Consider the following 25,118-nt stretch of genomic DNA (forward strand, 5'->3'; position numbering starts at 1 on the left):
GACAGGATAAACAGACGGGCCCTCCCGTACCGAGGCGTGGTACGGGAGGGCCCGAATGGTGGACGGGTGCCCTGGGGCGCCTGCGCCTACTCGGCCTGTCCGGCCTTAATGAAGGCCGCACCCCGCGGGTTGCGGGACTTCATGAACAGGTACGAGACGCCCAGGATCACACCCCACAGGGGGGCGCAGTAGAGCGAGACGCGGGAGTCCTTGTCGGCGCCCATCATCACGATGACCATGACGATGAACAGCAGCGCGAACCAGCTGGTGTACGGGGCTCCGGGCGCCCGGAACGGGGACTTCGGCAGGTCGCCGCGGTCGGAGGCGGCCCGGTAGCGGATCTGGCAGACCAGGATCATGATCCAGGCCCACATGCCGGAGATGGTGGCGAAGGAGACGACGTAGTCGAAGGCCTTGCCCGGGGCGACGTAGTTGATCCAGACGCCCACCAGCATCAGCGCGGCGGAGAAGGTCGTGCCGACGAGCGGGGTGCCGCTCCTGGTCAGCTTGGTGAAGACCTTCGGGCCCTGCCCGTTGAGCGCGAGGTCGCGCAGCATGCGGCCGGTGGAGTACATGCCGGAGTTGCAGGACGACAGGGCGGCGGTGAGCACCACGAAGTTGACGATGGCGGCGCCGACGCCGAGGCCCATCTTCTCGAAGGCGGCGACGAAGGGGCTGACGCCGGGCTGGAACTCGTGCCACGGGACGACCGAAAGGATCATGATGAGCGCGCCGACGTAGAAGACGGCGATCCGCCACGGCACGGTGTTGATGGCCTTGGGGAGGGTCTTCTCGGGGTCCTTCGACTCGCCGGCGGTGACGCCGACCAGCTCGACCGCGAGGAAGGCGAACATCACGATCTGGAGGGTCATCAGCGTGCCGCCGATGCCCTTGGGGAAGAAGCCGCCGTCGTTCCACAGGTTGGCGACGGTCGCGGTGTCCGCGGCGTCGGAGAACCCGATGGTGAGGATGCCGGCGCAGATCAAGATCATGCCGACGATGGCGGTGACCTTGACCATGGAGAACCAGAACTCCAGCTCGCCGAAGAGCTTCACGGAGATCAGGTTGGCGGCGTAGAGGACCACGGTGAAGATCAGCGCGTACGCCCATTGCGGGAAGCTGTCGTGGGTCCAGTACGACATGTACTGCGCGGCGGCGGTGACCTCGGTGATGCCGGTGACCACCCAGAACAGCCAGTACGTCCAGCCCGTCACGTATCCCCAGAAGGGGCCGAGGAACTCGCGCGCGTAGTCCGAGAAGGAGCCGGAGACCGGGCGGTACATGAGCAGCTCGCCCAGGGCCCGCATGATGAAGAAGATGACCAGGCCCGCGATGGCGTAGGCCAGGATCAGGCTGGGGCCGGCCTTGGAGATGGCCTTGCCCGCGCCCAGGAACAGGCCGGTGCCGATGGCCCCGCCGATCGCGATCATCTGGATCTGGCGGGCTCCGAGCGCGCGGTGGTACCCCTCGCCGCCACCCTCGGTCCCGGCGTCCGCGCCGGGCTTTTTGTCGTGCTGCTCGACCTGCACAGAGGTCATGTCTGGTGCGCCTTTCTCCACGCCGACCCGCGCCTTCGATGGCTGCGGATCGGGTCCTCGATCCCCCCGGATACGGATGGAGTTGCACGCCGGCGATCAGCCGGTTCAAGCGAGCCGGGGGACATGGGTGGCGTCCCGTCGGCAGTCGTGAAGATTTATCACGTGCTTACGGGTGACCGGGAGGGCGGAATGTGGCGCACGGCACAGGCAAATCGGAACATGAGTCCTGAAACAGATCAGATCACCGCATCGCGGTGATCTGATCGTTATCCGGATTTGAGCGTTCGCTGAGCGAACAGAGCCGCTGCCGCGGTGGCCGTCGGCTCAGAGGGTCTCGATCAGGCTCTCCTGGAGCCCGCCGAGCCACAGGTACGCCATCACCATCGGCTTGCGCGGATCGTCGTCCGGCAGTCGGAACAGCCTCGCGCCCTCGTCGTCCTCGGTGATCTCCAGCCGGGCGGCGATGGTCAGGCGCAGGTCGTTGAGCGCGCCGAGCCAGCGCAGCGGCAGCTCCCCGGTCAGCTCCAGCACGGCCGCCCCGTCCCCCGCCGGGGTGAGCCCGTTCAGGCTGTGGACGACGGCCAGGGCGTCCTCCCGCTTGCGGGTGCGCAGGTCGTTCTCGGTGAAGCGGCGGAACTCGGCGGAGCGGGCCCGCAGCTCCTGCGCCTCGGGGCCCGGGAGACCGCCCGCCAGGCCGTTCCCGAGGTCGTCCTGCGCGCCCGGCCCGGCCCCGTACGCGTCGGGGAAGAGGCGGGCGAGCGCCGGGTCGGACGGGGGCTCGGTCGGGCCGTCCGAGGCGAACAGCACGGCCAGCGGGTCGGCGTCCTCCGCGGGTTCCGGTTCACCCGGACCGATCAGCTCCAGCAGCTGCACGGCCAGGGAGCGCAGGATGGAGATCTCGATGTCGTCGAGCGCGATCGCCGCGCCGCCGCCCTCGCGGGATTCGAAGGTGCCCATCAGCCGCGGTCCTGCGACAGCGTCGCCCAGAGCCCGTAGCCGTGCATCGCCTGCACGTCGCGTTCCATCTCCTCGCGGGTGCCGCTGGAGACGACCGCCCGGCCCTTGTGGTGGACGTCGAGCATCAGCCGGTTCGCCTTGTCCTTGGGGTAGCCGAAGTACGCCTGGAACACGTACGTCACGTAGCTCATGAGGTTGACCGGGTCGTTGTGCACCAGGGTCACCCACGGGACGTCGGGTTCGGGGACCGCGGAGGTCTCTTCGGCCGATTCGGTGCGTTCGATCTCAATGGGAGCAACACTCACTTGTCCCATGCTGCCACTGTGACGGGCCCGTCGCACAAACCGGCCCTACATCTCGTCACTCTGACGAGATGTGCGCTAGCATCCGTGACATGAACCCTGCGGACCTGGGCCTGCCGGTGGACGTGCCGTCGACAGCGCTCTTCACGGACCATTACGAGCTCACGATGCTCCAGGCCGCGCTGGCCAACGGCACCGCCGACCGGCGTTCGGTCTTCGAGGTCTTCACCCGGCGGCTGCCCGAGGGCCGGCGCTACGGCGTGGTGGCGGGCACCGGACGGGTACTGGACGCGGTCGAGAACTTCCGCTTCGACGGCGCGGTGCTGGAGTTCCTGCGCGAGCGGGCCGTGGTCGACGCGCGGACGCTGGACTGGCTGTCCTCGTACCGCTTCTCGGGCGACGTCTGGGGCTACCCGGAGGGCGAGGTCTACTTCCCCGGCTCCCCGGTCCTGCGCGTCGAGGGCAGCTTCGCCGAGTGCGTGCTGCTGGAGACCGTCGTCCTGTCGATCCTCAACCACGACTCGGCGATCGCCGCGGCCGCCTCCCGGATGGCCTCCGCGGCGGGCGGGCGGCCGCTGATCGAGATGGGCGCCCGGCGCACCCACGAGCTGGCGGCCGTGGCGGCCGCACGCGCCGCGTACGTGGGCGGCTTCACCTCCACCTCGGACCTGGCGGCCGGGTTCCGCTACGGGATCCCGACGGTCGGTACGAGCGCGCACGCCTTCACCCTGGTGCACGACAGCGAGCGCGACGCCTTCACCGCGCAGGTGACCTCGCTGGGCAGCGGCACGACCCTGCTGGTGGACACGTACGACGTCGCCGAGGCCGTGCGCACGGCCGTCGAGGTCGCCGGGACGGGGCTGGGCGCGGTGCGCATCGACTCCGGGGACCTGCTGCTGGTCGCGCACCGGGTGCGGCAGCAGCTGGACGAGCTGGGCGCGACGCAGACGCGGATCGTGGTCACCTCCGACCTGGACGAGTACGCGATCGCCTCGCTGGCGGCGGCGCCGGTGGACGCGTACGGGGTGGGCACGCAGCTGGTGACGGGCAGCGGGCACCCGACCTGCTCGATGGTCTACAAGCTGGTGGCCCGGGCCACCTCGGCGGACCCCAAGGCGCCGCTGCTGCCGGTGGCGAAGAAGTCCTCGGGCGGCAAGACCTCGCTGGGCGGCCGCAAGTGGGCGGCCCGGCGGACGGACGCGGAGGGGGTCGCGGAGGCCGAGGTCGTGGGCGTGGGCCCCGTACCGACGGCCCTGGCCGACCGGCAGCTGCTGGTCCAGCTGGTCAAGGGCGGCGAGGTCGTGGCCCGCGAGCCCCTGGAGGCGGCCCGGGAGCGCCACATCGCGGCCCGGTCGGGACTCCCGCTGTCCGCGACGCAGCTCTCGCGCGGCGAGCCCGTGATCCCGACGGAGTACGTCTGAGCCCCGTCCGGGCAGCCCGCCCCGGGCCCGGGCCGCGGGTTCGGGCCCCAGGTTCGGGAAGGGGCGGGGCGGGGGAAGAGCCCGCCCAGCGGCAACCACATCGACCTAAGGACACGCGACATGCACCGCGCACTGATCGTCGTCGACGTACAGAACGACTTCTGCGAAGGCGGCAGCCTCGCGGTCACCGGCGGGGCCGATGTCGCCGCCGCCATCACCGAGCTGATCGGGCAGGCCACGCCGGGCTACCGGCACGTCGTCGCCACGCGTGACCACCACATCGATCCCGGTCCGCACTTCGCGCACCCGCCGGCCGCGCCCGACTACGAGAGCTCCTGGCCGGTGCACTGCGTGGCCGGGACCGAGGGCGTCGGCTTCCACCCGAACTTCGCCCCCGCGGTGGCCTCCGGCGCCATCGCCGCCGTCTTCGACAAGGGGGCTTACGAGGCCGCGTACAGCGGGTTCGAGGGCCTGGACGAGAACGGCTCGGGCCTCGCCGACTGGCTGCGGGAGCGGGGCGTCACGGAGGTCGACGTCGTCGGCATCGCCACCGACCACTGCGTGCGGGCCACCGCCCTGGACGCGGCCCGCGAGGGGTTCCGCACGCGGGTCCTGCTCGACCTCACGGCGGGCGTCGCCCCCCACACCACCGCCCGCGCCCTGGAAGACCTCCGTACGGCCGGCGTACGCCTCACGGGCGCGCCGGTGCTCGGGGGCGCGTAGCGGCGCCTACGCGCCCCTCAGGAGGGCGCCGATCGGGTGCCAGAGTTCCTGGGCGCGGTCGGGCGTGCAGCGCCACAGGAGGCCGTCCGGGTGGTGCAGGACGGCGGTGACCTCGTCAGGGGTCGGGGGGTGGGCGTTGCCCCGCAGGTAGACGGCGCGCATGCCGAGGTTCCGCAGCCTGGTCAGGGCGCGGGCCCGGTTGGCGGCGTGGACGAGCACCCGCACGTTGCCGTCCTCGCCGGACGGCCGCGGCAGCATCAGCGCGACCACCACGCTGCCGCCTGGCAGTCTGACGAAACCTCCACCGGGCATGATCTTCAGCTCCCCCGTCAATAAGACAACTTCCGACCCGCATCTAAACGTGATCGGCCGCCGCCCGCTAGAGGGCGACGGCCGATCATGCTTTGACCTGCAATTTTTACGAATTACTTAACGGCGGGACCGACCTCGACCGTCATCTGGAGACCGTCGTACGGCTCCTTGGCGATCTTGATCTTGGTGTTGGTGTCAGTGGTCTTCACCGAACCGGTCGGGTTCTCGTCGTAGAAGTACTTGCCCTTGTGGTCGTCGAAGACGAGGTTCGCGGGCTTCGGCTTGAGGAACAGCGCCTCGCCGTTCTTGTGCAGGGTGAAGGCGTCCGTCGAGTATGCGCTGAACGTCGCGTCGTACGGCTGGATCTTGTTCCGCAGCAGGGTGCCGTCCGCCCACTTCATCGGCTTGGCGTTGGCGTCGATCGGCAGGATCAGACCCGAGCCCGGGTGCTGGCTCGTGTTGTTGTCCTTCTGGGAGGTGTCCCAGAGCCAGATCAGCAGACCGTCCTGGTAGGGGTAGTGCTCCACCCAGTTCGGCTTGGTGTTGGCGAAGCCGAAGTTGTACGGGCCGACCTTGAGGGTCGAGTCGTACGAGACGTAGCGACGGTTCTCCGCCAGGTAGTACTGCGGGTACTCCTTGGTGAAGCCGGCGCCGACGCGGGAGAAGCCCTTGCCGGTCCAGCCGTTGTCGCCGTTCTCGGCGCCGTCGGTGAACAGCGTGGAGCCGTCCGCGGTGAGGGTGATGGCGTCGGCGGTGAAGCCCTTGCCGCCCGCGCCGCCGTCCGTCTGGTAGCGGAAGCGGAGGTCGACCTTCTTGCCCGCGTAGGCGTCCAGCGGGAAGTTCAGCGACTTCCAGGCGCCGGAGACACCGGTCAGCGAGGGGGCGCCGGAGGCGTCGGCCGGGATGGCCGCGCCGTCGGCGGTGCCGGCGAGGGCGGTCCAGGTGGCGCCGCCGTCCGTGGACACCTCGGTGTACAGGAAGTCGTAGTCCTGCTCGATGTCCCACCAGCTCTTGAGGGACAGGGCCGCGGAGGACTTGCCGGTCAGGTCGACCGAGCGGGTCAGGGTGTTCTTGAGGTCGTCACCCATGTTGCTCCACCACTGCGAGGAGCCCTCGGCGGGAGCGACGATGTCCGTCTTGACCTGCTTCTTCGGCAGCTCGACGAGCAGACCCTGCTTGTCCTTGGTGTTGTACGCGGAGACGCCCAGCTTGTGGGTCGAATTCGTCGCGGCCTTGGCCTTGTCGTAGTTCAGCCAGCCCAGCTGCAGCTTGCTCCAGGCGTCCATGTCGCCCGGGAGGTTGCCTATGGAGTCCTTGCCGTCACCGAGCCAGGAGCCCGCCGACATCAGGGACCAGAAGCCGACGCTGTTGTCGCCGCCACCGGAGGTGTCGTAGAGGTCGGGCAGACCGAGGTCGTGGCCGTACTCGTGCGCGAAGACGCCGAGGCCGCCGTTCTCCGGCTGCATCGTGTAGTCGCCGACCCAGATGCCGGTGTCGCCGATCTGCGTGCCGCCGGCCTTGTTGTTCGCCGGGCCGGTCTTGCCGACGTCGGTGCCGTAGGCGTACCAGCGGTGCGCCCACAGGGCGCTGGTGCCCTGCACGCCGCCGCCGGCCGACTCGTCCTCGCCCGCGTGGACGATCTGGAAGTGGTCGATGTAGCCGTCGGGCTCGTTGAAGTTGCCGTCGCCGTCGTAGTCGTTGCGGTCCCACTGGTCGTACTGCGCCAGCGTCGCCTTGATCTCGGCGTCCGTCTTGCCGGCCTTCTTCTGGCCGTCGACCCAGGCGTTGACGCCGTCCTTGACGGTGTCCCAGACGTTGGAGCAGTTCGTCTGGCCGCAGTAGTTCGAGCCGTAACGGGCCTCGTTGTACGGGATCTTGACCCAGTCGGCGACCTGGCCGTCGACCGAGTAGCGGCCCGAGGAGGTCTTCTCGTAGTAGGTCTTCAGCGAGTTCTTGCCCTGGCCGGTACCGAAGTACAGGTCCTGGAAGTAGTCGCGGCTGAAGTCCTTGCGCCAGGCCGTGCTGTTGTTCGTCGCGCGGTCGGGCTGCGCGATCGTGTTGTGCGCGGGGCCCGGGGTGCCGCCGTACTTCGGGACCGGCGGCTTGGGGCCGCTCGGGCCGTCCGGGTCGAACATGGTCGTATTGTCGACCTGGTCGCCGAACTCGACGAGGATCGTGAAGATCTTGTCGGTCTTCTCACGGCCCAGCTCGACGTACTTCTTGTCGTCCAGCTTGACGACCTTGGAGGCCCCGCGCTGCTCGACTGCCTTCTTACCGCTCAGCACCTGGTCAAGGGCAGCCTCGCGCGCCTGCGCCTGCTGCTTGCTGAACGGGCCCTCCAGGTCGTGCTTGACCTGCTCCTTGTTCGGAGCGGTCGGGTCCTGGCGGTCCGAGGCGGGCGCGCCGGCCGGAGTCGGTACCGCCTGTGCCGTGGTGAGGAAGGCGCCCGAGGCCGCGGTGGCGGCCAGCGTCACGGCGATGGCCGCGGTGCGCAGCGCGCGCCTTCTCTTGGAGTTGCCGGTCACTTGATGTCGTTCCCCTCCCGCGGCCGCAGCGTTGGTCGGAACGTCTCCATAGGAGCGGGGGGTTCCGCGCGGCGCGCGTCTCAAGTGACGACATTTGACCGGAGAGATGAAAGAAAAGACAGACCTTGACTTGTTCCTTACAACTGCACTATGCGGGCAACGAGTTCCGCTATTCGGACGTTCGTCGCCAGTCGGGGCGAAGGGGAGCTTCCGGCCCCTGGAGGGCGACCGCAGAAGCATCGGAGAACGGCCGGAGAATCGTCAGAGAACCGTCCGAGAACCGCCGGAGGATGCACGGTCCATGACGCCGTGCGCCCCCCGTGCTCCCGCGCGAAGCCGTCCTACGGTAAGGGCACGCTTACTGACGGTTCCGCTCGGGCATGCCCCGTCGTAGAGTCTCTTGCCGCGCGACGAGTTGAGCCGACTCTCCCTCACCGCCTTGAGGACGGATATCGCCATGCCGCGTCCGACTGCCGCACAACTCGCCTACGGGTCCGCCACCGTCATCGTGTCGACGATCGCCATGCTGCTGCTGTCGCAGACCAGCACGGGGATCGGCATCGCGGTCATCTCCGCGGCCGCGCTCGCCCTCGGGCTCCTCGTCGCGCTCACCGTGCCGATCCCGCGCCGGCGCGGCCGGCACGCCGCCGGGCGTTCCGGTGCAGCGCCGGAGGCCGGCGCCGTGCCCGTCGAGGTGGCGCCGGGAGCGCGGGTGCCCGAGCCGAGGGCCGCGTCCGAACACCCCGTGCACCACTGAGGCGTACGCGTACGACGGTGCGGGCGGCCGTCCCCGGGGGACGGCCGCCCGCACCGGACGCGTGACGGGCCGCGGATCCACGCGGCCCGGAGTCGAGCCGTGCACACTCACGTCGTGCGGACCCACGTCGTGCGGACCCAAGCCATGCGGACCCAAGTCATGCGGACTCAAGTCGTGCGGACCACCACGGTCTTCGCCACCTTGTCGTGCAGCCCCTGCTTGTACGGCTTGTCGACCAGGATCGAGATGATCAGTGCGAGCGGCCACAGGCAGAAGCAGCAGATCAAGGTCGGCACCCACAGCACCGCGCCACGGCTGAGCGCGGCACCGGAGGGCGGCACGCTGCCGTCGTTGAGCATCGCGACGCGCAGGCCCAGCGCCCGCTTGCCGATGGTCTGACCGCGCCTCTTGGTGAACCACCAGTCGTAGCCGACGTACGCGATGATCGAGATCAGCGTCCAGAGCAGCCCGGTGCCGTTGTACGACTTGGTGATGACCTCGGTGACGTCCTCGCCCTTGCCCGTGTCGACGACGTACCGCCGCGTGCCGAACGGCAACTGGATCAGGAACAGCGGGACCGCGACGATGATCAGGTCGATGATCCGCGCGCCGAGCCGCTTGCCGAAGTCCGCGAGCGGGGGCATGCCGGAGAGCGGGTCCGGCATGCCGTACGGGCTCCCGGCGCCGCCACTGCCGTTGTACGGGCCCGGCGGAGGCGGGTACCCGCCGCCCCCGCCGGGTCCGCCGGGGGGCGGGGGCGGCGGGTACCCGCCCGCGCCGGGCGGCGGCGAACCGTACGGCGAACCGCCCGACGGGGGCGTCGGCTCCTGGGGCCTCTTGCGGAACGGGTCGTCCTCGGGCGGCTGCTCCGGCGGCGGCTGATCGGTGCTCATGGCCCGAGTCGACCCCGCGCGCGCGGACCCCGCAACGGGACGGCGTCCGTCCGGGGGTGGCGCTGCGCCTAGCGGGTTACGTAGGTCTTCGCCGCCTTGTCGTGCCAAGCCTGGCGGCGGGGCCGGTCGACCAGGCACCAGAGGCTGCCCGGGATGCCGAGGGTCGCGTACACCAGCCAGCGGCGCAGGGCCGCGCCGAAGGCGGGCGGGCGGCGGGTGGCGGTGGACAGGACGCGGATGCCGAGCAGCTTCTTGCCCGGCGTGCGGCCCCAGCGGGCGGTGGGGGCGGCCTCGTAGAGGATCCCGAAGAGCAGGACGGCGGCGAGTACGAGGCCCAGGTAGCCGGTGACGGTGGCGTCGAGCAGCCAGACGGTGGTGTGCCGGCCGATCCCCCGGGCGGCGTCCACCTTGGCCTGGACGTGGGCCGTCACCCGGGGGACGAGGGGCAGGGCGGCCCCCGTCGCCGCGGCCCCGAGCACGAGGGAGTCCAGGAGGCGGGCCAGGGCGCGGCGGACCAGGCCGGCGGGGCGGACGGCCCGCTCGGCCATGCGCTCGAAGACTGCGTGCGCGGTGGGCGGCGGGACGGGGACGGAGGCGGGGACGGGGGCCTTCGGGAGGGGGGTTCGGGGAGCGGCGGCTTGCGGGGCGGCGGACTGCGGGGCGGCCGCGGGGGCGGCGACGGGTGCGGGCCGCGGGGGCTCGGGGGCCGGCCTGGGCGCGGTCACCACGGGACGGGGCCGGGCCGGCGCCGGACGGGGGGCCTCGGTCGCCTCGGGCCAGGAGGAGGTGACCCCGGACGGGGCATCGCCGCCTCCGGGAGCGGCCGGCCACGCGGGGGCCGGGGCGGGCGCGGGGGCAGCGGCCGCCACCGGTGAGCGGGCCGACAGGATGCCCACCGCCTCCGCCGGGGCCTGCGCGGGGAACCGGTCCACGGGCGGCGCGGCGACCGCCGCCCGGGCGGGCAGCGCCCCCGCCGGCTCCTCGGCGTGGCCCCAGGACACCCGGACGTCGCGCGGGCCGCCGAAGCCGGCCTGGTGCGCGGGGTCCGCCTGCCACGCGGCCACGGCGGCGGCGACCGGCTCGGGCTCGCGCTGACGCTCACGCTCCGGCTCATGCCCGGGCTCGGCATCCGGGTCCGGCAGCGCCTCCGTCGCCGACGTCTCGTCCAGGAATGCCGGACCCGTCCCGTCCGCGGGCGTGGCGGGCCTGCTCGTACCCGGGACCCAGGCCGAGCCGTTCCAGTACCGGACGTACCCGGGGATGGAGGGATCGGGGTAGTAGCCCTCGCGGGCCGCGTGCTCGCCGTCACCAGGGGAGGCCGTCAATGTCCCCAACTCCGATCGTGGCTTGAGGCTTGTGAAGGGCAGGACCATAGCGAAGAACCTCCCTCCGGCCGGTCGGGTAACGGGAGAATCCAAGCCTTCGAGCGAATCCTTTCGCCGGGCGCACTTTTTCGGTCATCCGACAGATTTCGGCCAATCTCCGCCGCACCGCGCGAAGTCGCGTCATACCCCGGCACACCGGTGCTCTCTCCGGACGCGGGGCGAATCCCGGTCCCGCGCACCGGACGCGAGATCCGCAACGAAGTGAGGCCGTCATGCACCACCCCGTCATCGAGCGCGAACTGGAACTCAAGCTGGTCGTGTCCCCCGAGCGCAGCATCCCCGTCCCCGCCAGGCTGCTCTACCTCACGGACGACCCGTACGCCGTGCACATCACCTTCCACACCGGCTCCAGTGCCCCGGTGAACTGGACCTTCGCGCGCGAGCTGCTGGTCGAAGGGGTGTTCCGCCCGTGCGGCCACGGAGACGTCCGGATCTGGCCCACGAAGAGCGACAACGGGTGCGTGCTGTCCCTGGCGCTCAGCTCCCCCGACGGCGACGCCCTGCTGGAGGCGCCCGCCACCGCCGTGTCGGCCTGGCTGGAGCGGACCCTGCGCGTGGTTCCGCCGGGGACGGAGGCGGAGCGGCTCGGCCTGGACGCGGAGCTGGCGGAGCTGCTCACCCCGACCCCGGCGGACGACCTGTGGCTGCGGGACCCGTGGCCCTCGGACGAGTCGCCGGACGGGGACTCCTGAGGGCCCGGGCGTGGGCGGGACGCCGGCCGCGAACGTGGGCCTCGCGGGGCCGGGGAGGCGGGCGTCGTCGCCGGGGGCCGCGGGCCCGGACGCCCCGTCAGAACAGCTTGCCGGGGTTCAGCAGCCCCAGCGGGTCGAAGGCGCGCTTGATGTTGCGCTGCACCTCCACCCCCACCGGCCCCAGCTCGCGGGCGAGCCACTCCTTCTTGAGGACGCCGACCCCGTGCTCCCCCGTGATGGTGCCGCCCAACGACAGCCCGAGCGCCATGATGGCGTCGAAGGACTCGCGGGCCCGGCGCGTCTCGTCCTCGTCGGCCGGGTCGAAGCAGACCACCGGGTGGGTGTTGCCGTCGCCCGCGTGCGCACACACCCCGATGAGCAGGTCGTGCGTACGGGCGATGCCGGCGGTCCCGTCGAGCATCTCGGCGAGCCGCGAGCGCGGGACGCACACGTCGTCGATCATCGTCGCGGGCCGCAGGGCCTCCAGCGCGGTCAGCGACATCCGCCGGGCCTGGAGCAGCAGTTCCGACTCCGCCTCGTCCTCGGCCGGTACGACGGCGGTGGCCCCGGCGGCCGTGCACAGGGCACCGACGGCGGCGAGGTCGTCGGGGGCGTGCGGGGTGTCGAACGCGGCGAGCAGCAGCGCCTCGGTGGTCTCGGGCAGGCCCATCTTGCCGAGGGCGTTGACGGCGCGGATGGTCGTACGGTCCATCAGTTCCAGCAGGGAGGGCGTCAGACCGGCCTCCATGACGGCGCACACGGCCTCGCAGGCGGCCGCGGCCGAGGGGAACTCCGCGGCGAGCGCGAGCTGCCGGGGCGGCGCGGGGCGCAGCGCGAGCACGGCCCGTACGACGATGCCGAGGCTGCCCTCGGAGCCGACGAACAGGCGGGTGACGTCGTACCCGGCGACGCCCTTGGCGGTGCGCCGCCCGGTGCGCAGCAGCCGCCCGTCGGCGAGGACCACGTCGAGGCCGAGGACGTACTCGGCGGTGACCCCGTACTTGACGCAGCACAGGCCGCCGGACGCGGTGCCGATGTTGCCGCCGATGGTGCACTGTTCCCAGCTGGAGGGGTCGGGCGGGTAGTACAGGCCCTGTTCGGCGACGGCGCGGGAGAGGACGGCGTTGACGACCCCGGGCTCGACGACGGCGATCCGGTCGACCGCGGAGACCTCCAGGATCCGGTCCATCTTCACGAGGGAGAGCACGATGCAGCCCTCGGAGGCGTTGGCTCCGCCGGACAGGCCCGTGCGGGCGCCTTGGGGGACGACGGGGACGCGGAGGGCGGTCGCGGTGCGCATGACGTGCTGCACCTGCTCGACGGTCCGGGGCAGGACGACGGCGGCCGGTGTGCCGGCGGCGCAGAAGCTCGCCATGTCGGTGGCGTAGGAGGCGGTCACCTGAGGGTCGGTCAGGACCGCTTCGGCCGGCAGTCCCTCCAGGAGCGCTTCGTGGAGTCCTTCGTGGAGCGTGTCATGGAGGTCCGCGCGGGGTGGGGTGGAGAGGTCATCATCCATGGGGTCAGCGTGGCAGCTGGGGCCATAGGTGTGAACACGGACGCGGCCTTCTTCGGACACCCCGGCGTGCTCTTCATATTGACGCACAGTGAACGCATGGACCGTATCGACTACGCATCGGAGCAGGCCGAGCCGGCCGTGACGTTCACCGGCCGCAAGACGCTCGTGGCGGCCGCGGTCGCGGTGGTCCTGATCGTCGGGGCCCTGGTGATCAGGCCGGCGAGGACCGGGGACGACGCGCGACCGCCGGGGCCCGGCGAGCGTGCGGCGGCGGCGATGGGCCTGGGCGCCCCGGCGGCGGCGGTGGACCTGACCGCGCTGGTCACGGACCGGGAGAAGTGGCTCGCGGCGCACCCGCGTGACGACGCGTCGTGGGCGGTGCTCGGATCGGCGTACCTGGAGCAGGCGCGGCGCACCGCCGTCGCGGACTGGTTCCCGAAGGCGGAGGGGGCGCTGAAACGGTCGCTGGAGCTGCGGCCCGCGGAGAAGGGCAACCTCGACGCGATGACGGGCATGGGCGCGCTGGCCAACGCCCGGCGCGACTTCGGGACCGCGAAGAAGTGGGGCGAGCTCGTACGGGCACAGGCCCCGCGGCGCTGGACCGCGTACCCGGTGCTCGTGGACGCGTACTCGGGACTCGGCGACTACAAGGCCGCGCAGAAGGCACTGGAGCAGCTGGACGCGCTGCACTCGGGGCTGGCGGCGTACCTCAAGGCCTCCCAGGTGTACCGGGACCGCGGTTGGCGCGAGGACGCGGTGATGGCCATGGAGCACGCGGCCGGGGCGGCGAAGGCCCCGGTGGAGAAGGCGTACGCGCTGTTCCGGCTCGGGGAGCTGTCCTGGGAGCGGGGCGACGCGGAGGAGGCGCTGGGCCAGTACGAGGCGGCGCTGCGGACGGACCCGGCGCAGGCCGACGCGCTGGGCGGGCGGGCCCGGGCGCTGGCCTCGCTGGGGCGGGGCGGGGAGGCGGTCCGGGACTACCGGATGGCGCTGGGGCGGGCGGCGGTACCGCGGCTGCAGCTGGAGCTGGGCGAGCTGCTGGAGTCGCTGGGGCGGGCGGAGGAGGCCCGGGCCCCGTACGAGGCGCTGGGGGCGCTGGCGGGACAGGAGGGGGCGCAGCCGGTGGACGAGAGCGTGGTGCTCGGGCTCTTCGAGGCCGACCACCGCGATCCGGAGGCGGCGGTGCGGAGGCTGACGCAGGAATGGGGGCGGCACAAGAGCATGGAGGTCGCCGACGCACTGGGGTGGGCGCTGCACAGGACGGGCGACGACGCGATGGCGCTGGAGTACGCGAAGAAGGCGACGGAACCGGGGCTGCGCAGCGCGGAGTTCGCCTTCCACCGGGCGATGATCGAGCGCGGCCTGGGCGACGAGGCGGGGGCGCGACGGCACTTGCAGGAGGCCCTGCGGACGAACCCGGGCTTCTCTCCGGTGCGGGGACCGATGGCGAAGGAAGCCCTCGCCGCCCTGGCCCAGCCCCCGCCGGGCGGCCCGGAGAACATGCAGCCGCCCACCCCCTGGGTCGCCCCGGACCTCCCGAAGGCCTCCCCGAAACCGAAGCCCAAGCCCGCCGAGCCGGTCCCATCCCCGGCCAAACCCAGCCCGACCGGCGCTTGAGGCACGCGCCGGACCCACCCGGCCCCGCCGGCGTTCGAGGCGCCCCCACCCAGCCCCGCCGGCGTTCGAGGCGCGGGGTGCGGGGCGGAGCCCCGCAAAGCCCGGCGCAGCCGGGGCCGCTGCGCGGGACAGCGCCGCACGGACCCCACCGCACGCCTCGGCCCCGCCGCCCCCTCAGGGGGACCGGCGGGGCCGGGGCCACGTCAGCGCGACCGCAACCTACAGGTTGCCCCGCTTCTCCTGCTCCCGCTCGATCGCCTCGAACAGTGCCTTGAAGTTGCCCTTCCCGAAGCCCATCGACCCGTGCCGCTCGATGATCTCGAAGAACACCGTCGGCCGGTCCTGCACCGGCTTCGTGAAGATCTGCAGCAGGTACCCGTCCTCGTCGCGGTCGACGAGGATCTTGAGCTCGCGCAGCGTCTCCACCGGCACCCGCGTCTCGCCGGCCCACTCGCCGAGCGTGTCGTAGTACGAGTCCGGGGTGTCCAGGAACTGCACGCCCGCCGCCCGCATGGACCGCACCGTCGCCACGATGTCGTTCGACGCCAGCGCGATGTGCTGGACGCCCGCACCGCCGTAGAACTCCAGGTACTCGTCGATCTGGGACTTCTTCTTCGCGATCGCCGGCTCGTTGATCGGGAACTTCACCTTGAGGGTGCCGTCCGCGACCACCTTCGACATCAGCGCCGAGTACTCGGTCGCGATGTCGTCGCCCACGAACTCCTTCATGTTCGTGAAGCCCATGACCTTGTTGTAGAACGCCACCCACTCGTTCATCCGGCCCAGCTCGACGTTGCCCACGCAGTGGTCGATCGCCTGGAAGGTCCGCTTGGCCGGCGGCTCGACCATCGGGTCCACGGCGACGAAGCCCGGCAGGTAGGGGCCGGAGTACTCCTTGCGCTCCACCAGCGTGTGGCGGGTCTGCCCGTACGTGGCGATCGCTGCGAGCACGACCGTGCCGTGCTCGTCCTTGACCTCGTACGGCTCGTCCAGCCCGCGCGCGCCGTGCTCGACGGCGTACGCGTACGCCGCCCGGGCGTCCGGGACCTCGATCGCGAGGTCGATCACGCCGTCGCCGTGCTCGGCGACGTGCTCGGCGAGGAACCGGCCGTGGTCGGTGGCCGCCTTGATGACGGAGGTCAGGACGAAGCGGGCGGAGCCGTTGGTCAGGACGTAGCTGGCCGTCTCGCGGACGCCGTTCTCCGGTCCGGAGTAGGCGACGAGCTTCATGCCGAACGCGGTGGAGTAGTAGTGCGCCGCCTGCTTGGCGTTGCCCACGGCGAAGACGACCGCGTCCATGCCCTTCACCGGGAAGGGGTCCGCCTCACGCGCGGTGGCAGGGGTGGTGGTTTCGAGGTTCGCCAAAGACTCAGTCATGAGCGCAGAGTCCCGCCCATCCACAAGCTGCGCAATAGTTTCCATTTCCGCTGTACAGAATGACCAGCACAGGCGCAGGATGACTGAAAGATCTGTGCAGTATGACCACCAGCCGAGCGGTCCGGAGGCAGCCATGGGCATCGACGAACTGGACGGGCGCCTGATCGTGCTGCTGGCCCGCGAGCCCCGGATCGGGGTTCTGGAGGCGTCCCGGCGGCTCGGGGTGGCGCGCGGCACCGTCCAGGCGCGCCTGGACCGGCTCCAGTCGAACGGCGTCATCCGCGGGTTCGGCCCCCAGGTCGATCCGGCGGCACTGGGGTACCCGGTGACCGCGTTCGCCACGCTGGAGATCAAGCAGGGGCAGGGCGCCGACGTGCGCGCCCACCTGGACGGGGTGCCGGAGGTCCTGGAGCTGCACACGACGACCGGCCACGGGGACATGCTGTGCCGGCTGGTCGCCCGGTCCAACGCGGACCTGCAACGGGTGATCGACCGGGTGGTCGGCTTCGGGGGCATCGTGCGGGCGTCGACGGCGATCGTCATGGAGAACCCCGTCCCGCTGCGGATCATCCCCCTGGTGGAGCAGGCGGCCGCGGACGACTGACGGGCGGACGATCGACGGGCGGACGACCGACGGGCGCACGACCGACGAGCCGCTCGCACCAAGGGAGTTGACCGCAGGCGGGTTGCAAAGAAACCCTTGCAGAGAAATCTTTGCAACCCTACGGTTGGCCCGTGCCCCAGACACCGGAAGCCCCACGGCCCCAGCTCCGCACCCTCGACGCCCGCTCGCTGCGCGGCCTCGCCCACCCGCTGCGCATGCGCATGCTGGCCGCGCTGCGCCACGAGGGACCCGCCACCGCCTCCCGACTGGCCGAACGGCTGGGGGAATCCAGCGGCTCCACCAGCTACCACCTGCGCCAGCTCGCCGCCTACGGCTTCGTCGAGGACGCACCCGAGCACGGCAAGGGCCGCGAGCGGTGGTGGAAGGCCTCCCACGACGGCACCCGGTTCGACGAGTCCCTGCTCTACGACGACGACCCGGCGACCCGCGGCGCGGCGGACTTCTTCCTGCACGAGATCGCGACGACCCACGCGCAGGAGGTCAACTCCTGGCTCGGCAACGCCCACACGTGGTCCGCCGAGTGGCGGCGCGGCTCCGACCTCAGTGACTTCACGCTGCACCTGACGGCCGAACAGGCCCTGGAGCTGATCCACAGGATGCACGACCTGGTCAACGGCTACCGCGACCTGCCGCCCGCGGAAGGCCGGCAGCCCGTCCGCGTCCACACGCACGCCTTCCCGCGCGAAGGCGACCCCACCCGGCGGTCGGCGGGCACGGCATGAGCCGGCGCCCCTTCGCGGCGGTACTGGCCGCCAACACGATCTCCATAGCCGGAAGTTCCCTCACCCTCATCGGCGTTCCGTGGTTCGTGCTCCAGACCACGGACAGCCCCGGCCGGGCCGGGGTCGTCGCCTTCTGCGCCACCGTGCCCGTCGTCGTGGCGGCCCTCGTCGGCGGCCCCGTCATCGACCGGATCGGGCGCCGCCGGGTCTCCGCCGCCTCCGACCTGGTCTGCGCCCTGTCCGTCGGCGCGATCCCGCTGCTGCACTACGCGGGCGTGCTGGAGTTCTGGATGCTGTGCGCCCTGATGGCCCTCGGCGGCCTCGTGCACACCCCGGGCCTCACCGCCCGCGGCGTCCTGCTCCCGGACCTCGCGGCGCACGCGGGCACCACCGTCACCCGCGCCGCCGGCCTCTACGACGGCGTCTCGCGCGGGGCCCGCATGATCGGGGCCGCGCTGGCCGGAGTGCTGATCACCGCGTTCGGGACGGAGTCCATCCTGCTGGTGGACGCCGCCACCTTCGGCGCGTCGGCGCTGCTCGTCACCGTCTTCCTGCGCGGCGTCCCGGCGGCGGAACCGCACCGCGCCGCCGGGAAGATCTCGTTCGCCGGCTACCGGGCCGAACTCGGCGAGGGCTGGGCGTTCCTGACCCGGTCGCGGCTGCTGCTGGGCATCACCGTGATGGTGATGATGACCAACGGCCTGGACCAGGGCTGGTCTTCGGTGCTGCTGCCCGTGCACGGCCGCGAGGCCCTCGGCGGCCCCGCCGCGCTCGGCCTGATGGTGTCCCTCTTCGGCGGTTCCGCACTGCTCAGTGCGCTGCTCTACGGGGCGTGGGGCGAGCGGCTGCACCGCAGGACGGTGTTCGCGGTGGCGTTCCTGCTGTGCGGGGCGCCCCGTTACGTGGTGGCCGCCCTCACCGGCACCCCGCTGCCGCTGGCGGTGACGATGGCCCTGTCCGGGCTCGGGGCGGGCATGCTCAACCCGATCCTGTCCACGGTCGTCTACGAGCACGTGCCGGACGGGCTGCGCAGCCGGGTCGCGGGGGTGAGCACGGCCGGCTGCGAGCTGACGATGCCGCTGGGCGGTCTCGCGGCGGGCCTGCTGGTCGGCGGCTTCGGCACCACCGGGGCGCTCCTCGCCTTCGGCGGCGTCTACCTGCTGGCGACGCTGAGCCCCCTGGTGTTCCCGGCCTGGCGCGGCATGGACCGCCCGCCGGCGCAGGCCGGTCAGCCGGCTCAGGCCGGTCCGCTGTCGCCCGCCGATCAGAGTGGGCCCGTCAGCAGGACGGAACCTGCTCCCCCCGGTTCAGCGCACGAAGGGCGTTCACCGCACCCGTCAGCGAAGTGACGGGGACCAGGCGGAGCCCCTCGGGGAGTTCGGAGCGGGCGTCGGAGCACTCGGCCTTCGGGACGAGGAACACGCTCGCCCCGTCCCGTCTGGCGGCCTGCGTCTTGAGCGCGACCCCCCCGACCGCGCCCACCTCGCCCCCGGCGGTGATGGTTCCCGTACCGGCGATGACACGGCCTCCGGTGAGGTCCCCGCCGCTGCCGTCGCCGTCGAGCTTGTCGACGATGCCGAGGGAGAACAGCAGGCCGGCGCTGGGACCGCCGACGTCGGCGAGGTTGAGCTCGGCCTTCACCGTCGCCGGGTCCTTGTGCAGGAACCCGAGCGCGGCCTGGGAGGCGGTCGACTGGGACTTGGCCATTTCCTCCAGGTTGTGCGCCTCGATCTCCTTGTCGCTTCCGCCCGACGGGTAGACGGACTCCCGGGGCATGACGGCCCGGGTGCTGTCGAACCACCGGGCGACGAGTTCGGGCAGCCGCACCGTCGAGGAGGGGCCGGTCGCCTGGATGGTGGTCATCCGCAGCTGGCCCTTGGTCTCGCGGGTCGGGGCGCCGGTGACGACGATGACGGGCTTGCCGTCGCGGGCGCCGAGCACGTCGGCGGTGAGCCCCGGCTGGGCGATCACGAAGGGCAGCGGCGCGAAGGCCGCCGCGGCGAACAGCCCGAGCACGGGCAGGGCGCAGACGGCCAGGGCGGCGGGGCGCGGCAGACGTGTGAGGCGAGAGAGCACCCGGTCAATCTATCGGGCCGCCGCGAGCGGACGGAGCGCGCGCATGCCCGAGCCGCGCCCCGGCGGACCGGGACGCGGAGACCGGGCCGCCGAAGCCGGCTGCGGAACCCGGGACCGCGTACGTCGAGGCCGCGGACGTCGAGGCCGCGGACGTCGGGACCGCGGGCCTCGGGACCGCGGAGGCCGGCCGCCCTCAGCGCAGGGCGTCGGCCACCTCGCGGGCCGCGTCGACCACGCGCGGGCCGACCCGCTCGGGCACGGCGTCGGCCAGCATGACGACGCCGACGCTGCCCTCCAGCCCGGTGATCCCGACGAGGGGAGCGGCAGCACCGCTGGCGCCCGCTTCGAGCTCGCCGTGGGTCAGGGTGTACCCGGGCTCGGTGAGCGAGCCCTGACGGGCGGCCAGGATGGCCCGGCCGGCCGCCCCGCGGTCCAGCGGGTGGCGGAAGCCGGCCCGGTAGGCAACGTGGTAGTCGGTCCAGGTCGGCTCCACGACGGCCACCGCGAGCGCCTCGGTGCCGTCGACGAGGGTCAGGTGCGCGGTCGCCCCGATGTCCTCGGCGAGGGAGCGCAGCGCGGGCAGGGCCGCCTCGCGGACCAGCGGGTGGACCTGACGCCCCAGCCGGAGCACGCCGAGCCCGACCCGGGCCCGGCCGCCGAGGTCGCGGCGGACCAGGGCGTGCTGTTCGAGCGTGGCGAGCAGACGGTAGACGACGGTGCGGTTGACACCGAGGCGGTTGGACAGCTCGGTGACGGTCAGACCGTGGTCGGTGTCCGCGAGCAGCTTGAGAACTCTGAGCCCTCGGTCGAGGGTCTGGGAGGTTTCCGCAGTCACGACGCCTCTCCCTCTTTCACTGGGCGGCGGTGACTCTCGCGGGGTGGAGCGCTGCCGGTCCCTCGGCGACGCACGGAGAGGCCGCCGGTTGCGGCCATGGCATGGCTCCGGCTGCGCTCCCGCGGCGGCGCTGCCACGGGGCGTTCGTTTCGGGGACAGTAGCGAGCAGGTCCGCTCAGCGGAAGGCCTCGTCCAGAATCCGGGCGCCTACCGCCGGTTTGTTCCGATTTTTTCTGACGCGTGTGTCAATTCGTGATGCCCCGGCACACCAAAGTGCTCAATTACCGCCGGGTCACCGCATCCGGGTGGCCCACTCCTGCACCTTCTTGATGCGCTCGCGCAGCTGACCCGCCGTCGCCTCCGCGCTCGGCGGCCCGCCGCACACCCGGCGCAGCTCCGTGTGGATCACCCCGTGCGGCTTGCCGCTCTGGTGGACGTACGCACCGACCATCGTATTGAGCGACTTGCGCAGCTCCAGCAGTTCCTTGTGCGAAACCACCGGACGCCGGTCGGCGGGCAACTCCAGCAGGTCCGCGTCCGCGTCCGGCTTGCGCCGGCTGTGCGCGATCTGCCGCGACTGCCGCTTCTGGAGCAGCATCTGCACCTGGTCGGGTTCCAGCAGTCCGGGGATGCCGAGGTAGTCCTGTTCCTCCTCGCTGCCGGGGTGCGCCTGCATGCCGAATTCGGCGCCGTCGTAGAGCACCCGGTCGAAGACGGCGTCGGATTCCAGCGCCTCGAAGGACATCTGCTCGTCCTCGCCGGTGTCCTCGTCTTCCAGTTTGTTCGCCTCGTCCATTTCCTTCTCGGACTCGGCATAAGGGTCTTCCTCGCCCTGTTTCTTCGGTTTGTCGAGAACGTGGTCCCGCTCGACTTCCATCTCATTGGCGAATCCGAGCAGGTACGGAATCGTCGGAAGGAACACGGAAGCCGTCTCGCCGCGCCTGCGCGAACGCACGAAACGCCCGACGGCCTGCGCGAAGAACAGTGGCGTCGAAATGGTGGTGGCGTACACCCCGACCGCGAGGCGCGGTACGTCGACGCCTTCCGACACCATCCGGACCGCGACCATCCAGCGGTCGTCGCCCGCGCTGAAATCGTCGATCCGCTTGGACGCGCCGGTGTCGTCGGACAGTACGACGGTCGGCTTGGTCCCGGTGATCTCCCGGATCAGCTTGGCGTACGCGCGCGCCGAGTCCTGGTCGGAGGCGATGACGAGGCCACCCGCGTCCGGGATGCCCTTCCTGACCTCCGTCAGCCGCTGGTCGGCGGCGCGCAGCACGTTCGGCATCCAGTCGCCGCGCGGGTCCAGCGCGGTGCGCCAGGCCTGCGAGACGGCGTCCTTGGTCATGGGCTCGCCGAGGCGGGCGGCGATCTCGTCGCCCGCCTTGGTGCGCCAGCGCATGTTGCCGCTGTAGGAGAGGAAGATGACGGGCCGCACGACGCCGTCGCCCAGCGCGTTCCCGTACCCGTAGGTGTAGTCGGCGGAGGACCGGCGGATGCCGTCGTTGCCCTCCTCGTACGTGACGAAGGGGATCGGGTTGGTGTCGGACCGGAAGGGCGTACCGGTCAGCGCGAGCCGGCGGGTGGCCGGGTCGAACGCCTCCAGGCAGGCCTCGCCCCAGGACTTGGAGTCGCCCGCGTGGTGGATCTCGTCGAGGATCACGAGGGTCTTGCGCTGCTCGCACCGGTTGCGGTGCAGCATGGGGCGCACGCCGACGCCCGCGTACGTGACGGCGACGCCGTGGTAGTCCTTGCTCAGCGGCCCGGCGGAGTACTCCGGATCGAGCCGGATCCCTATCCGGGCGGCGGCCTCGGCCCACTGCTTCTTGAGGTGCTCGGTCGGCGCGACGACGGTCACCTGCTGGACGACGTGGTGGTGCAGCAGCCAGGAGGCCAGCGTCAGCGCGAAGGTGGTCTTGCCCGCGCCGGGGGTCGCGACGGCGAGGAAGTCGCGCGGCTGGGTCTCCAGGTATCGGCCCAGCGCACTCTCCTGCCAGGCACGCAGCTTGCTGGCGGTACCCCACGGCGCACGGCCGGGGAAGGCGGGTGAGAGGTGGTGGGAGGCGGTAGTAGTCACGGTCTCCGGTTCGTCGCTCTCGGCAGTCGTACGTAGGACAACCGGGCCACCCTACCGGTGCGGACCCGCCCCTCGGAGAGGGACAGGCCCGCGACCTCGCCGGGTGCGGCGAGCGTCACACCGGCGTTTCGGTCGGCGAACCCGGGCAGCCGGCCCGCGACCTCGGGGGCGCCGCCCAGCGTCCCCCGGCACACGCCGAACACGGAGACACGGAGCGCTCGGCCGCGTCGACGTCGAAGCGGGTGTCGGGCGGGTGGTCGCTCCCGTGCAGGAGATCCACTCCATCCGGACGGCCGCCTTCTGCCACACGTCCGGGCACCAGGCCGGCCTCCGATCGGGCTCGGCGCTCGCCTGCGTGACCGCGTCGTGCACGAAGGACCGCATGCTCCGGCCCTGGGCCTCGGCCTCTTCTTCGGGGAATCGGACGTCGAGACCAGCCAGGGCGGCGGCGGTGGGCGGCGACGGTGGCGCGGGCGCGGGCGCGGGCGCGGGCGACCAACCGGTGTCACGCGCCTTCCGGCACCGGATCCAGCCGGGTGGCGACCCACGCGCCGACCAGCGCCACGACGGCCATCGGCAGGAAGACCGCCACGAAGGCGGCGGGGTGCGAGGCCGTCGCCCCGTCCGCGAGGCCGTGCCCGGCCCCCACCGCTCCCCCGCCCAGCGCGGCGAACGCGGCGCCGCCCGCCGCCAGCAGCACCACGTTCGCCAGCCCGTCGGAGATCTGCAGCGCGGCGGAGTTGGCTCCGGCCTCCTCGGGCGGGGACAGCTTCATCAGCAGCACGCCCGTCGGCCCGATGACCAGGCCCATCCCGAAGCAGCCCACGCCCCAGGCCAGCGCCGGCGTCCACACCGGGACCCACGGCACCAGCACCGCCGGCGCCGTCGCGATGGCCACGGCCACCATCACCATCCCGGCCACCATCAGCCGCTCCCGGTACGGCTCCATCCGCCCCTTGGACTGCACCCACGACCCGACCGCCCAGGTCAGTCCGCCGAGCGCGAGCGAGAACCCCGCCATGGTCGGGCTCAGCCCCCGCTGGGTGACCAGCATCAGCGGTACGAAGCTCTCCGCCGCGATGAACGCCCCCGCCGCCACCCCGCGCAGCAGCACCACCGCCGGCAGCCCGCGCCGCGCCCGGTACGTCCCGCGCGGCAGCAGCCCCAGCGCCGCCGGCACCAGCAGCGCCGCGCCCGCCGCACCCGGCAGCAGCGACAGCCACCGCAGGTCCTGGGCCGCGTACTGGAGCAGCCCCGCGCCCGTCGAGATCCCGAGCGCGAGCCGGATCCGGCGACGGTCGAACGGCTCGGGGCCGTCCGCCGTCCGTACGGGGCCACCCGCGGTCCGGCGTATCGCCGGCAGGGCCACGACCAGCGGTACGACGACCAGCGCGGGAATCGCCAGGAACACCCAGCGCCACCCGAGCCGCTCGGTCACCGTCCCGGCGGCCAGCGGGCCGACGATCGACGGCACGACCCAGCTCGCGGCGAACGCCGCCATGATGGCGGGCCGCAGCCGCTCCTCGTAGGCCCGGCTGACGACGACGTACAGGGCGACGATCACCAGCCCGCCCCCGAACCCCTGCACCGCCCGCCCGATCAGGAACACGCCCATCACGCCGGCGGTCCCCGACACCACCAGCCCGGCGGCGAAGGCCCCGATCCCGACGGCGAGGGGCCGCAGCGGGCCCTGCAGGTCGGCCCACTGGCCGGCCAGCACCATGCCGAAGAGGCTGGTCGTGAAGTAGGCGGAGAAGGCGAAGGCGTAGAGCCCGACCCCGTCCAACTCGCGGGCTGCGACGGGCATTGCCGTGCCCACGGCGGTGGCCTCGAAGGCGATCAGGAAGATGACGGAGACCATCCCGATGCTCAGCGCCCGGTACGGCGGCGCGAGCACCCCGCCCTCGGACTGCGACGCAACGGCGGCGGCCGCCTTCTGGGGCACACGGGGTTTCAGGACACTCATCGCCCCAGAGTAAGGCGCGTACCCGGCTCTCGCCCCTGTCTTTTGGACCGACCCACCCTCCTCCCCCGGACCTACGCCCCCGGCCCCTTGTGAACGCGGCATGACAGTCCCATTGCACCCCCGCCGGCCCCCTTCCCCACCTCCCCCGCCCCCTCGTACGGTCGTCCTATCACCACCACCCAGCCGTGTGCCCGAGTGGTTGAGGGACTCGCCTGCAAAGCGAGTTACGCCGGTTCGATTCCGGTCACGGCTTCCACGGTAAAGCCCGAACAGGCAAAACAATGGGCGGCACCCTGCACAGAGGCAGACGCCCCGTCAGGCCGGTGGCCTTACGGGGCGATGTGCGCCTACTTGATGTTCAGCGGGACCGTGTCGCCTTCGGTGAGGCTGTCCTGTGCGATCGTTCTGGTGAACTGTTGGGCCTTCTTCCCTGGTGCCTTACACGTGACATCGACCGTGAGGCTGAACTTTGAGTCCAACGGGACGTCGAGGCTGATGGGGCCGAACGTCGCCCTGCGGTTGGTTGGGTTGTTGGTAGGACCCGACGCATCGTCCTCGTCGCTGTCCAACGACACCCGGGTGGGGACGGAGTTGTTGGGGGCCGGGAATGCACTCTTGCAGGTCACCTTGCCGCTGAAGGACACCGTCCCGACCGGGGGCGCTGCGGAGGCAGGAGCGGCCATCAGGAGACCTCCGGCCAGCACCGCGGTGACCATCGGGGCCATGGCCGTGAGAGTACGATTCCTGCGGAACACGCGCGTAGACATGGGAATCACCTGCTCGCTGGCGTATGAGTAGTTCT

22 protein-coding genes and 1 tRNA gene are annotated in these 25,118 nt (G+C 71.8%); 9 read left to right on the forward strand and 14 right to left on the reverse strand.

Annotation, left to right across the window (positions count from 1 at the left end; translation table 11 throughout):
• Positions 1-86 precede the first annotated feature (86 nt).
• From IE207_RS04515 to clpS, 3 genes are all read right to left on the reverse strand, one after another.
• Positions 87-1,538 carry an amino acid permease gene (locus tag IE207_RS04515; protein ID WP_190182637.1) on the reverse strand — a complete coding sequence of 484 codons (1,452 nt, stop codon included), beginning with the start codon at positions 1,536-1,538 and terminating at the stop codon, positions 87-89.
• 324 nt (positions 1,539-1,862) lie between these two features.
• Positions 1,863-2,498 carry a DUF2017 domain-containing protein gene (locus IE207_RS04520; RefSeq protein WP_190182797.1) on the reverse strand — a complete coding sequence of 212 codons (636 nt, stop codon included), beginning with the start codon at positions 2,496-2,498 and terminating at the stop codon, positions 1,863-1,865.
• Complete coding sequence (gene clpS, locus IE207_RS04525) at positions 2,495-2,809, reverse strand: ATP-dependent Clp protease adapter ClpS (protein WP_190182638.1); 315 nt, start codon at positions 2,807-2,809, stop codon at positions 2,495-2,497. The genes IE207_RS04520 and clpS overlap by 4 nt, the downstream gene beginning before the upstream one ends.
• 80 nt (positions 2,810-2,889) lie before the next feature.
• Between clpS and IE207_RS04530 the strand changes: the two genes are divergently transcribed.
• Positions 2,890-4,218, forward strand: coding sequence for a nicotinate phosphoribosyltransferase (locus IE207_RS04530; RefSeq protein ID WP_190182639.1), 1,329 nt, complete (start codon positions 2,890-2,892; stop codon positions 4,216-4,218).
• Between the two features lie 120 nt (positions 4,219-4,338).
• On the forward strand, positions 4,339-4,941 hold the full coding sequence (locus IE207_RS04535; protein ID WP_190182640.1) for a nicotinamidase: 603 nt from the start codon (positions 4,339-4,341) through the stop codon (positions 4,939-4,941).
• A 6-nt stretch (positions 4,942-4,947) separates the two neighbouring features.
• Here IE207_RS04535 and IE207_RS04540 read toward each other — a convergent pair whose 3' ends face one another.
• Both IE207_RS04540 and IE207_RS04545 read right to left on the reverse strand, forming a co-directional pair.
• Positions 4,948-5,253 (reverse strand): hypothetical protein, encoded by a 306-nt coding sequence (locus IE207_RS04540; RefSeq protein WP_190182641.1) that lies wholly within the window; start codon positions 5,251-5,253, stop codon positions 4,948-4,950.
• A 113-nt stretch (positions 5,254-5,366) separates the two neighbouring features.
• Positions 5,367-7,778, reverse strand: a complete 2,412-nt coding sequence (locus IE207_RS04545) for an immune inhibitor A domain-containing protein (RefSeq protein WP_190182642.1) — start codon at positions 7,776-7,778, stop codon at positions 5,367-5,369.
• Positions 7,779-8,235: 457 nt separating this feature from the next.
• Here IE207_RS04545 and IE207_RS04550 point away from each other — a divergent pair, with 457 nt between their 5' ends.
• Positions 8,236-8,535, forward strand: coding sequence for a hypothetical protein (locus IE207_RS04550; protein ID WP_190182643.1), 300 nt, complete (start codon positions 8,236-8,238; stop codon positions 8,533-8,535).
• Between the two features lie 167 nt (positions 8,536-8,702).
• Here the strand turns inward: IE207_RS04550 and IE207_RS04555 are convergent, their stop codons facing one another.
• Complete coding sequence (locus IE207_RS04555; protein WP_190182644.1) at positions 8,703-9,428, reverse strand: RDD family protein; 726 nt, start codon at positions 9,426-9,428, stop codon at positions 8,703-8,705.
• Positions 9,429-9,496: 68 nt separating this feature from the next.
• A complete protein-coding gene (locus IE207_RS04560; RefSeq protein ID WP_229873309.1) occupies positions 9,497-10,753 on the reverse strand; it encodes an RDD family protein in 1,257 nt (418 codons plus the stop codon).
• A gap of 272 nt (positions 10,754-11,025) precedes the next feature.
• On the opposite strand from IE207_RS04560, the gene IE207_RS04565 reads away from it, so the two are divergent.
• Positions 11,026-11,505 carry an SsgA family sporulation/cell division regulator gene (locus tag IE207_RS04565; RefSeq protein WP_190182646.1) on the forward strand — a complete coding sequence of 160 codons (480 nt, stop codon included), beginning with the start codon at positions 11,026-11,028 and terminating at the stop codon, positions 11,503-11,505.
• Between the two features lie 97 nt (positions 11,506-11,602).
• On the opposite strand, the gene IE207_RS04570 is transcribed toward IE207_RS04565, so the two are convergent.
• On the reverse strand, positions 11,603-13,021 hold the full coding sequence (locus IE207_RS04570) for an FAD-binding oxidoreductase (protein WP_229873310.1): 1,419 nt from the start codon (positions 13,019-13,021) through the stop codon (positions 11,603-11,605).
• 96 nt (positions 13,022-13,117) lie between these two features.
• Between IE207_RS04570 and IE207_RS04575 the strand changes: the two genes are divergently transcribed.
• A complete protein-coding gene (locus IE207_RS04575; RefSeq protein ID WP_229873311.1) occupies positions 13,118-14,638 on the forward strand; it encodes a tetratricopeptide repeat protein in 1,521 nt (506 codons plus the stop codon).
• Positions 14,639-14,857: 219 nt separating this feature from the next.
• On the opposite strand, the gene hppD is transcribed toward IE207_RS04575, so the two are convergent.
• Entirely contained in the window at positions 14,858-16,015 is a 1,158-nt protein-coding gene (gene hppD, locus IE207_RS04580; protein ID WP_190182647.1) for a 4-hydroxyphenylpyruvate dioxygenase, read from the reverse strand.
• A 133-nt stretch (positions 16,016-16,148) separates the two neighbouring features.
• Between hppD and IE207_RS04585 the strand changes: the two genes are divergently transcribed.
• From IE207_RS04585 to IE207_RS04595, 3 genes are all read left to right on the forward strand, one after another.
• Complete coding sequence (locus tag IE207_RS04585; protein WP_190182800.1) at positions 16,149-16,619, forward strand: Lrp/AsnC family transcriptional regulator; 471 nt, start codon at positions 16,149-16,151, stop codon at positions 16,617-16,619.
• A gap of 131 nt (positions 16,620-16,750) precedes the next feature.
• A complete protein-coding gene (locus IE207_RS04590; protein ID WP_229873313.1) occupies positions 16,751-17,362 on the forward strand; it encodes an ArsR/SmtB family transcription factor in 612 nt (203 codons plus the stop codon).
• The gene (locus IE207_RS04595) at positions 17,359-18,711 is read left to right on the forward strand and encodes an MFS transporter (RefSeq protein ID WP_190182648.1); all 1,353 of its coding nucleotides are present in this window, start codon (positions 17,359-17,361) and stop codon (positions 18,709-18,711) included. The genes IE207_RS04590 and IE207_RS04595 overlap by 4 nt, the downstream gene beginning before the upstream one ends.
• Here the strand turns inward: IE207_RS04595 and IE207_RS04600 are convergent.
• From IE207_RS04600 to IE207_RS04615, 4 genes are all read right to left on the reverse strand, one after another.
• The gene (locus IE207_RS04600) at positions 18,641-19,438 is read right to left on the reverse strand and encodes a S16 family serine protease (RefSeq protein ID WP_190182649.1); all 798 of its coding nucleotides are present in this window, start codon (positions 19,436-19,438) and stop codon (positions 18,641-18,643) included. The two genes, IE207_RS04595 and IE207_RS04600, sit on opposite strands and share 71 nt — an antisense overlap.
• Positions 19,439-19,631: 193 nt before the next feature.
• Positions 19,632-20,273: an IclR family transcriptional regulator gene (locus IE207_RS04605; RefSeq protein ID WP_190182650.1), complete on the reverse strand. Its 642-nt coding sequence runs from the start codon at positions 20,271-20,273 to the stop codon at positions 19,632-19,634.
• A gap of 292 nt (positions 20,274-20,565) precedes the next feature.
• Positions 20,566-22,350 carry a DEAD/DEAH box helicase gene (locus IE207_RS04610; protein WP_190182651.1) on the reverse strand — a complete coding sequence of 595 codons (1,785 nt, stop codon included), beginning with the start codon at positions 22,348-22,350 and terminating at the stop codon, positions 20,566-20,568.
• A gap of 505 nt (positions 22,351-22,855) precedes the next feature.
• On the reverse strand, positions 22,856-24,316 hold the full coding sequence (locus IE207_RS04615; protein ID WP_190182652.1) for an MFS transporter: 1,461 nt from the start codon (positions 24,314-24,316) through the stop codon (positions 22,856-22,858).
• Between the two features lie 181 nt (positions 24,317-24,497).
• Between IE207_RS04615 and IE207_RS04620 the strand changes: the two genes are divergently transcribed.
• Positions 24,498-24,572: transfer RNA gene (locus tag IE207_RS04620), tRNA-Cys, on the forward strand.
• 91 nt (positions 24,573-24,663) lie between these two features.
• Here IE207_RS04620 and IE207_RS04625 read toward each other — a convergent pair.
• Positions 24,664-25,041 (reverse strand): hypothetical protein, encoded by a 378-nt coding sequence (locus tag IE207_RS04625; protein ID WP_190182653.1) that lies wholly within the window; start codon positions 25,039-25,041, stop codon positions 24,664-24,666.
• Positions 25,042-25,118 lie beyond the last annotated feature (77 nt).

This window comes from Streptomyces cirratus, from assembly GCF_014650775.1.
Lineage (GTDB): Bacteria > Actinomycetota > Actinomycetes > Streptomycetales > Streptomycetaceae > Streptomyces > Streptomyces cirratus.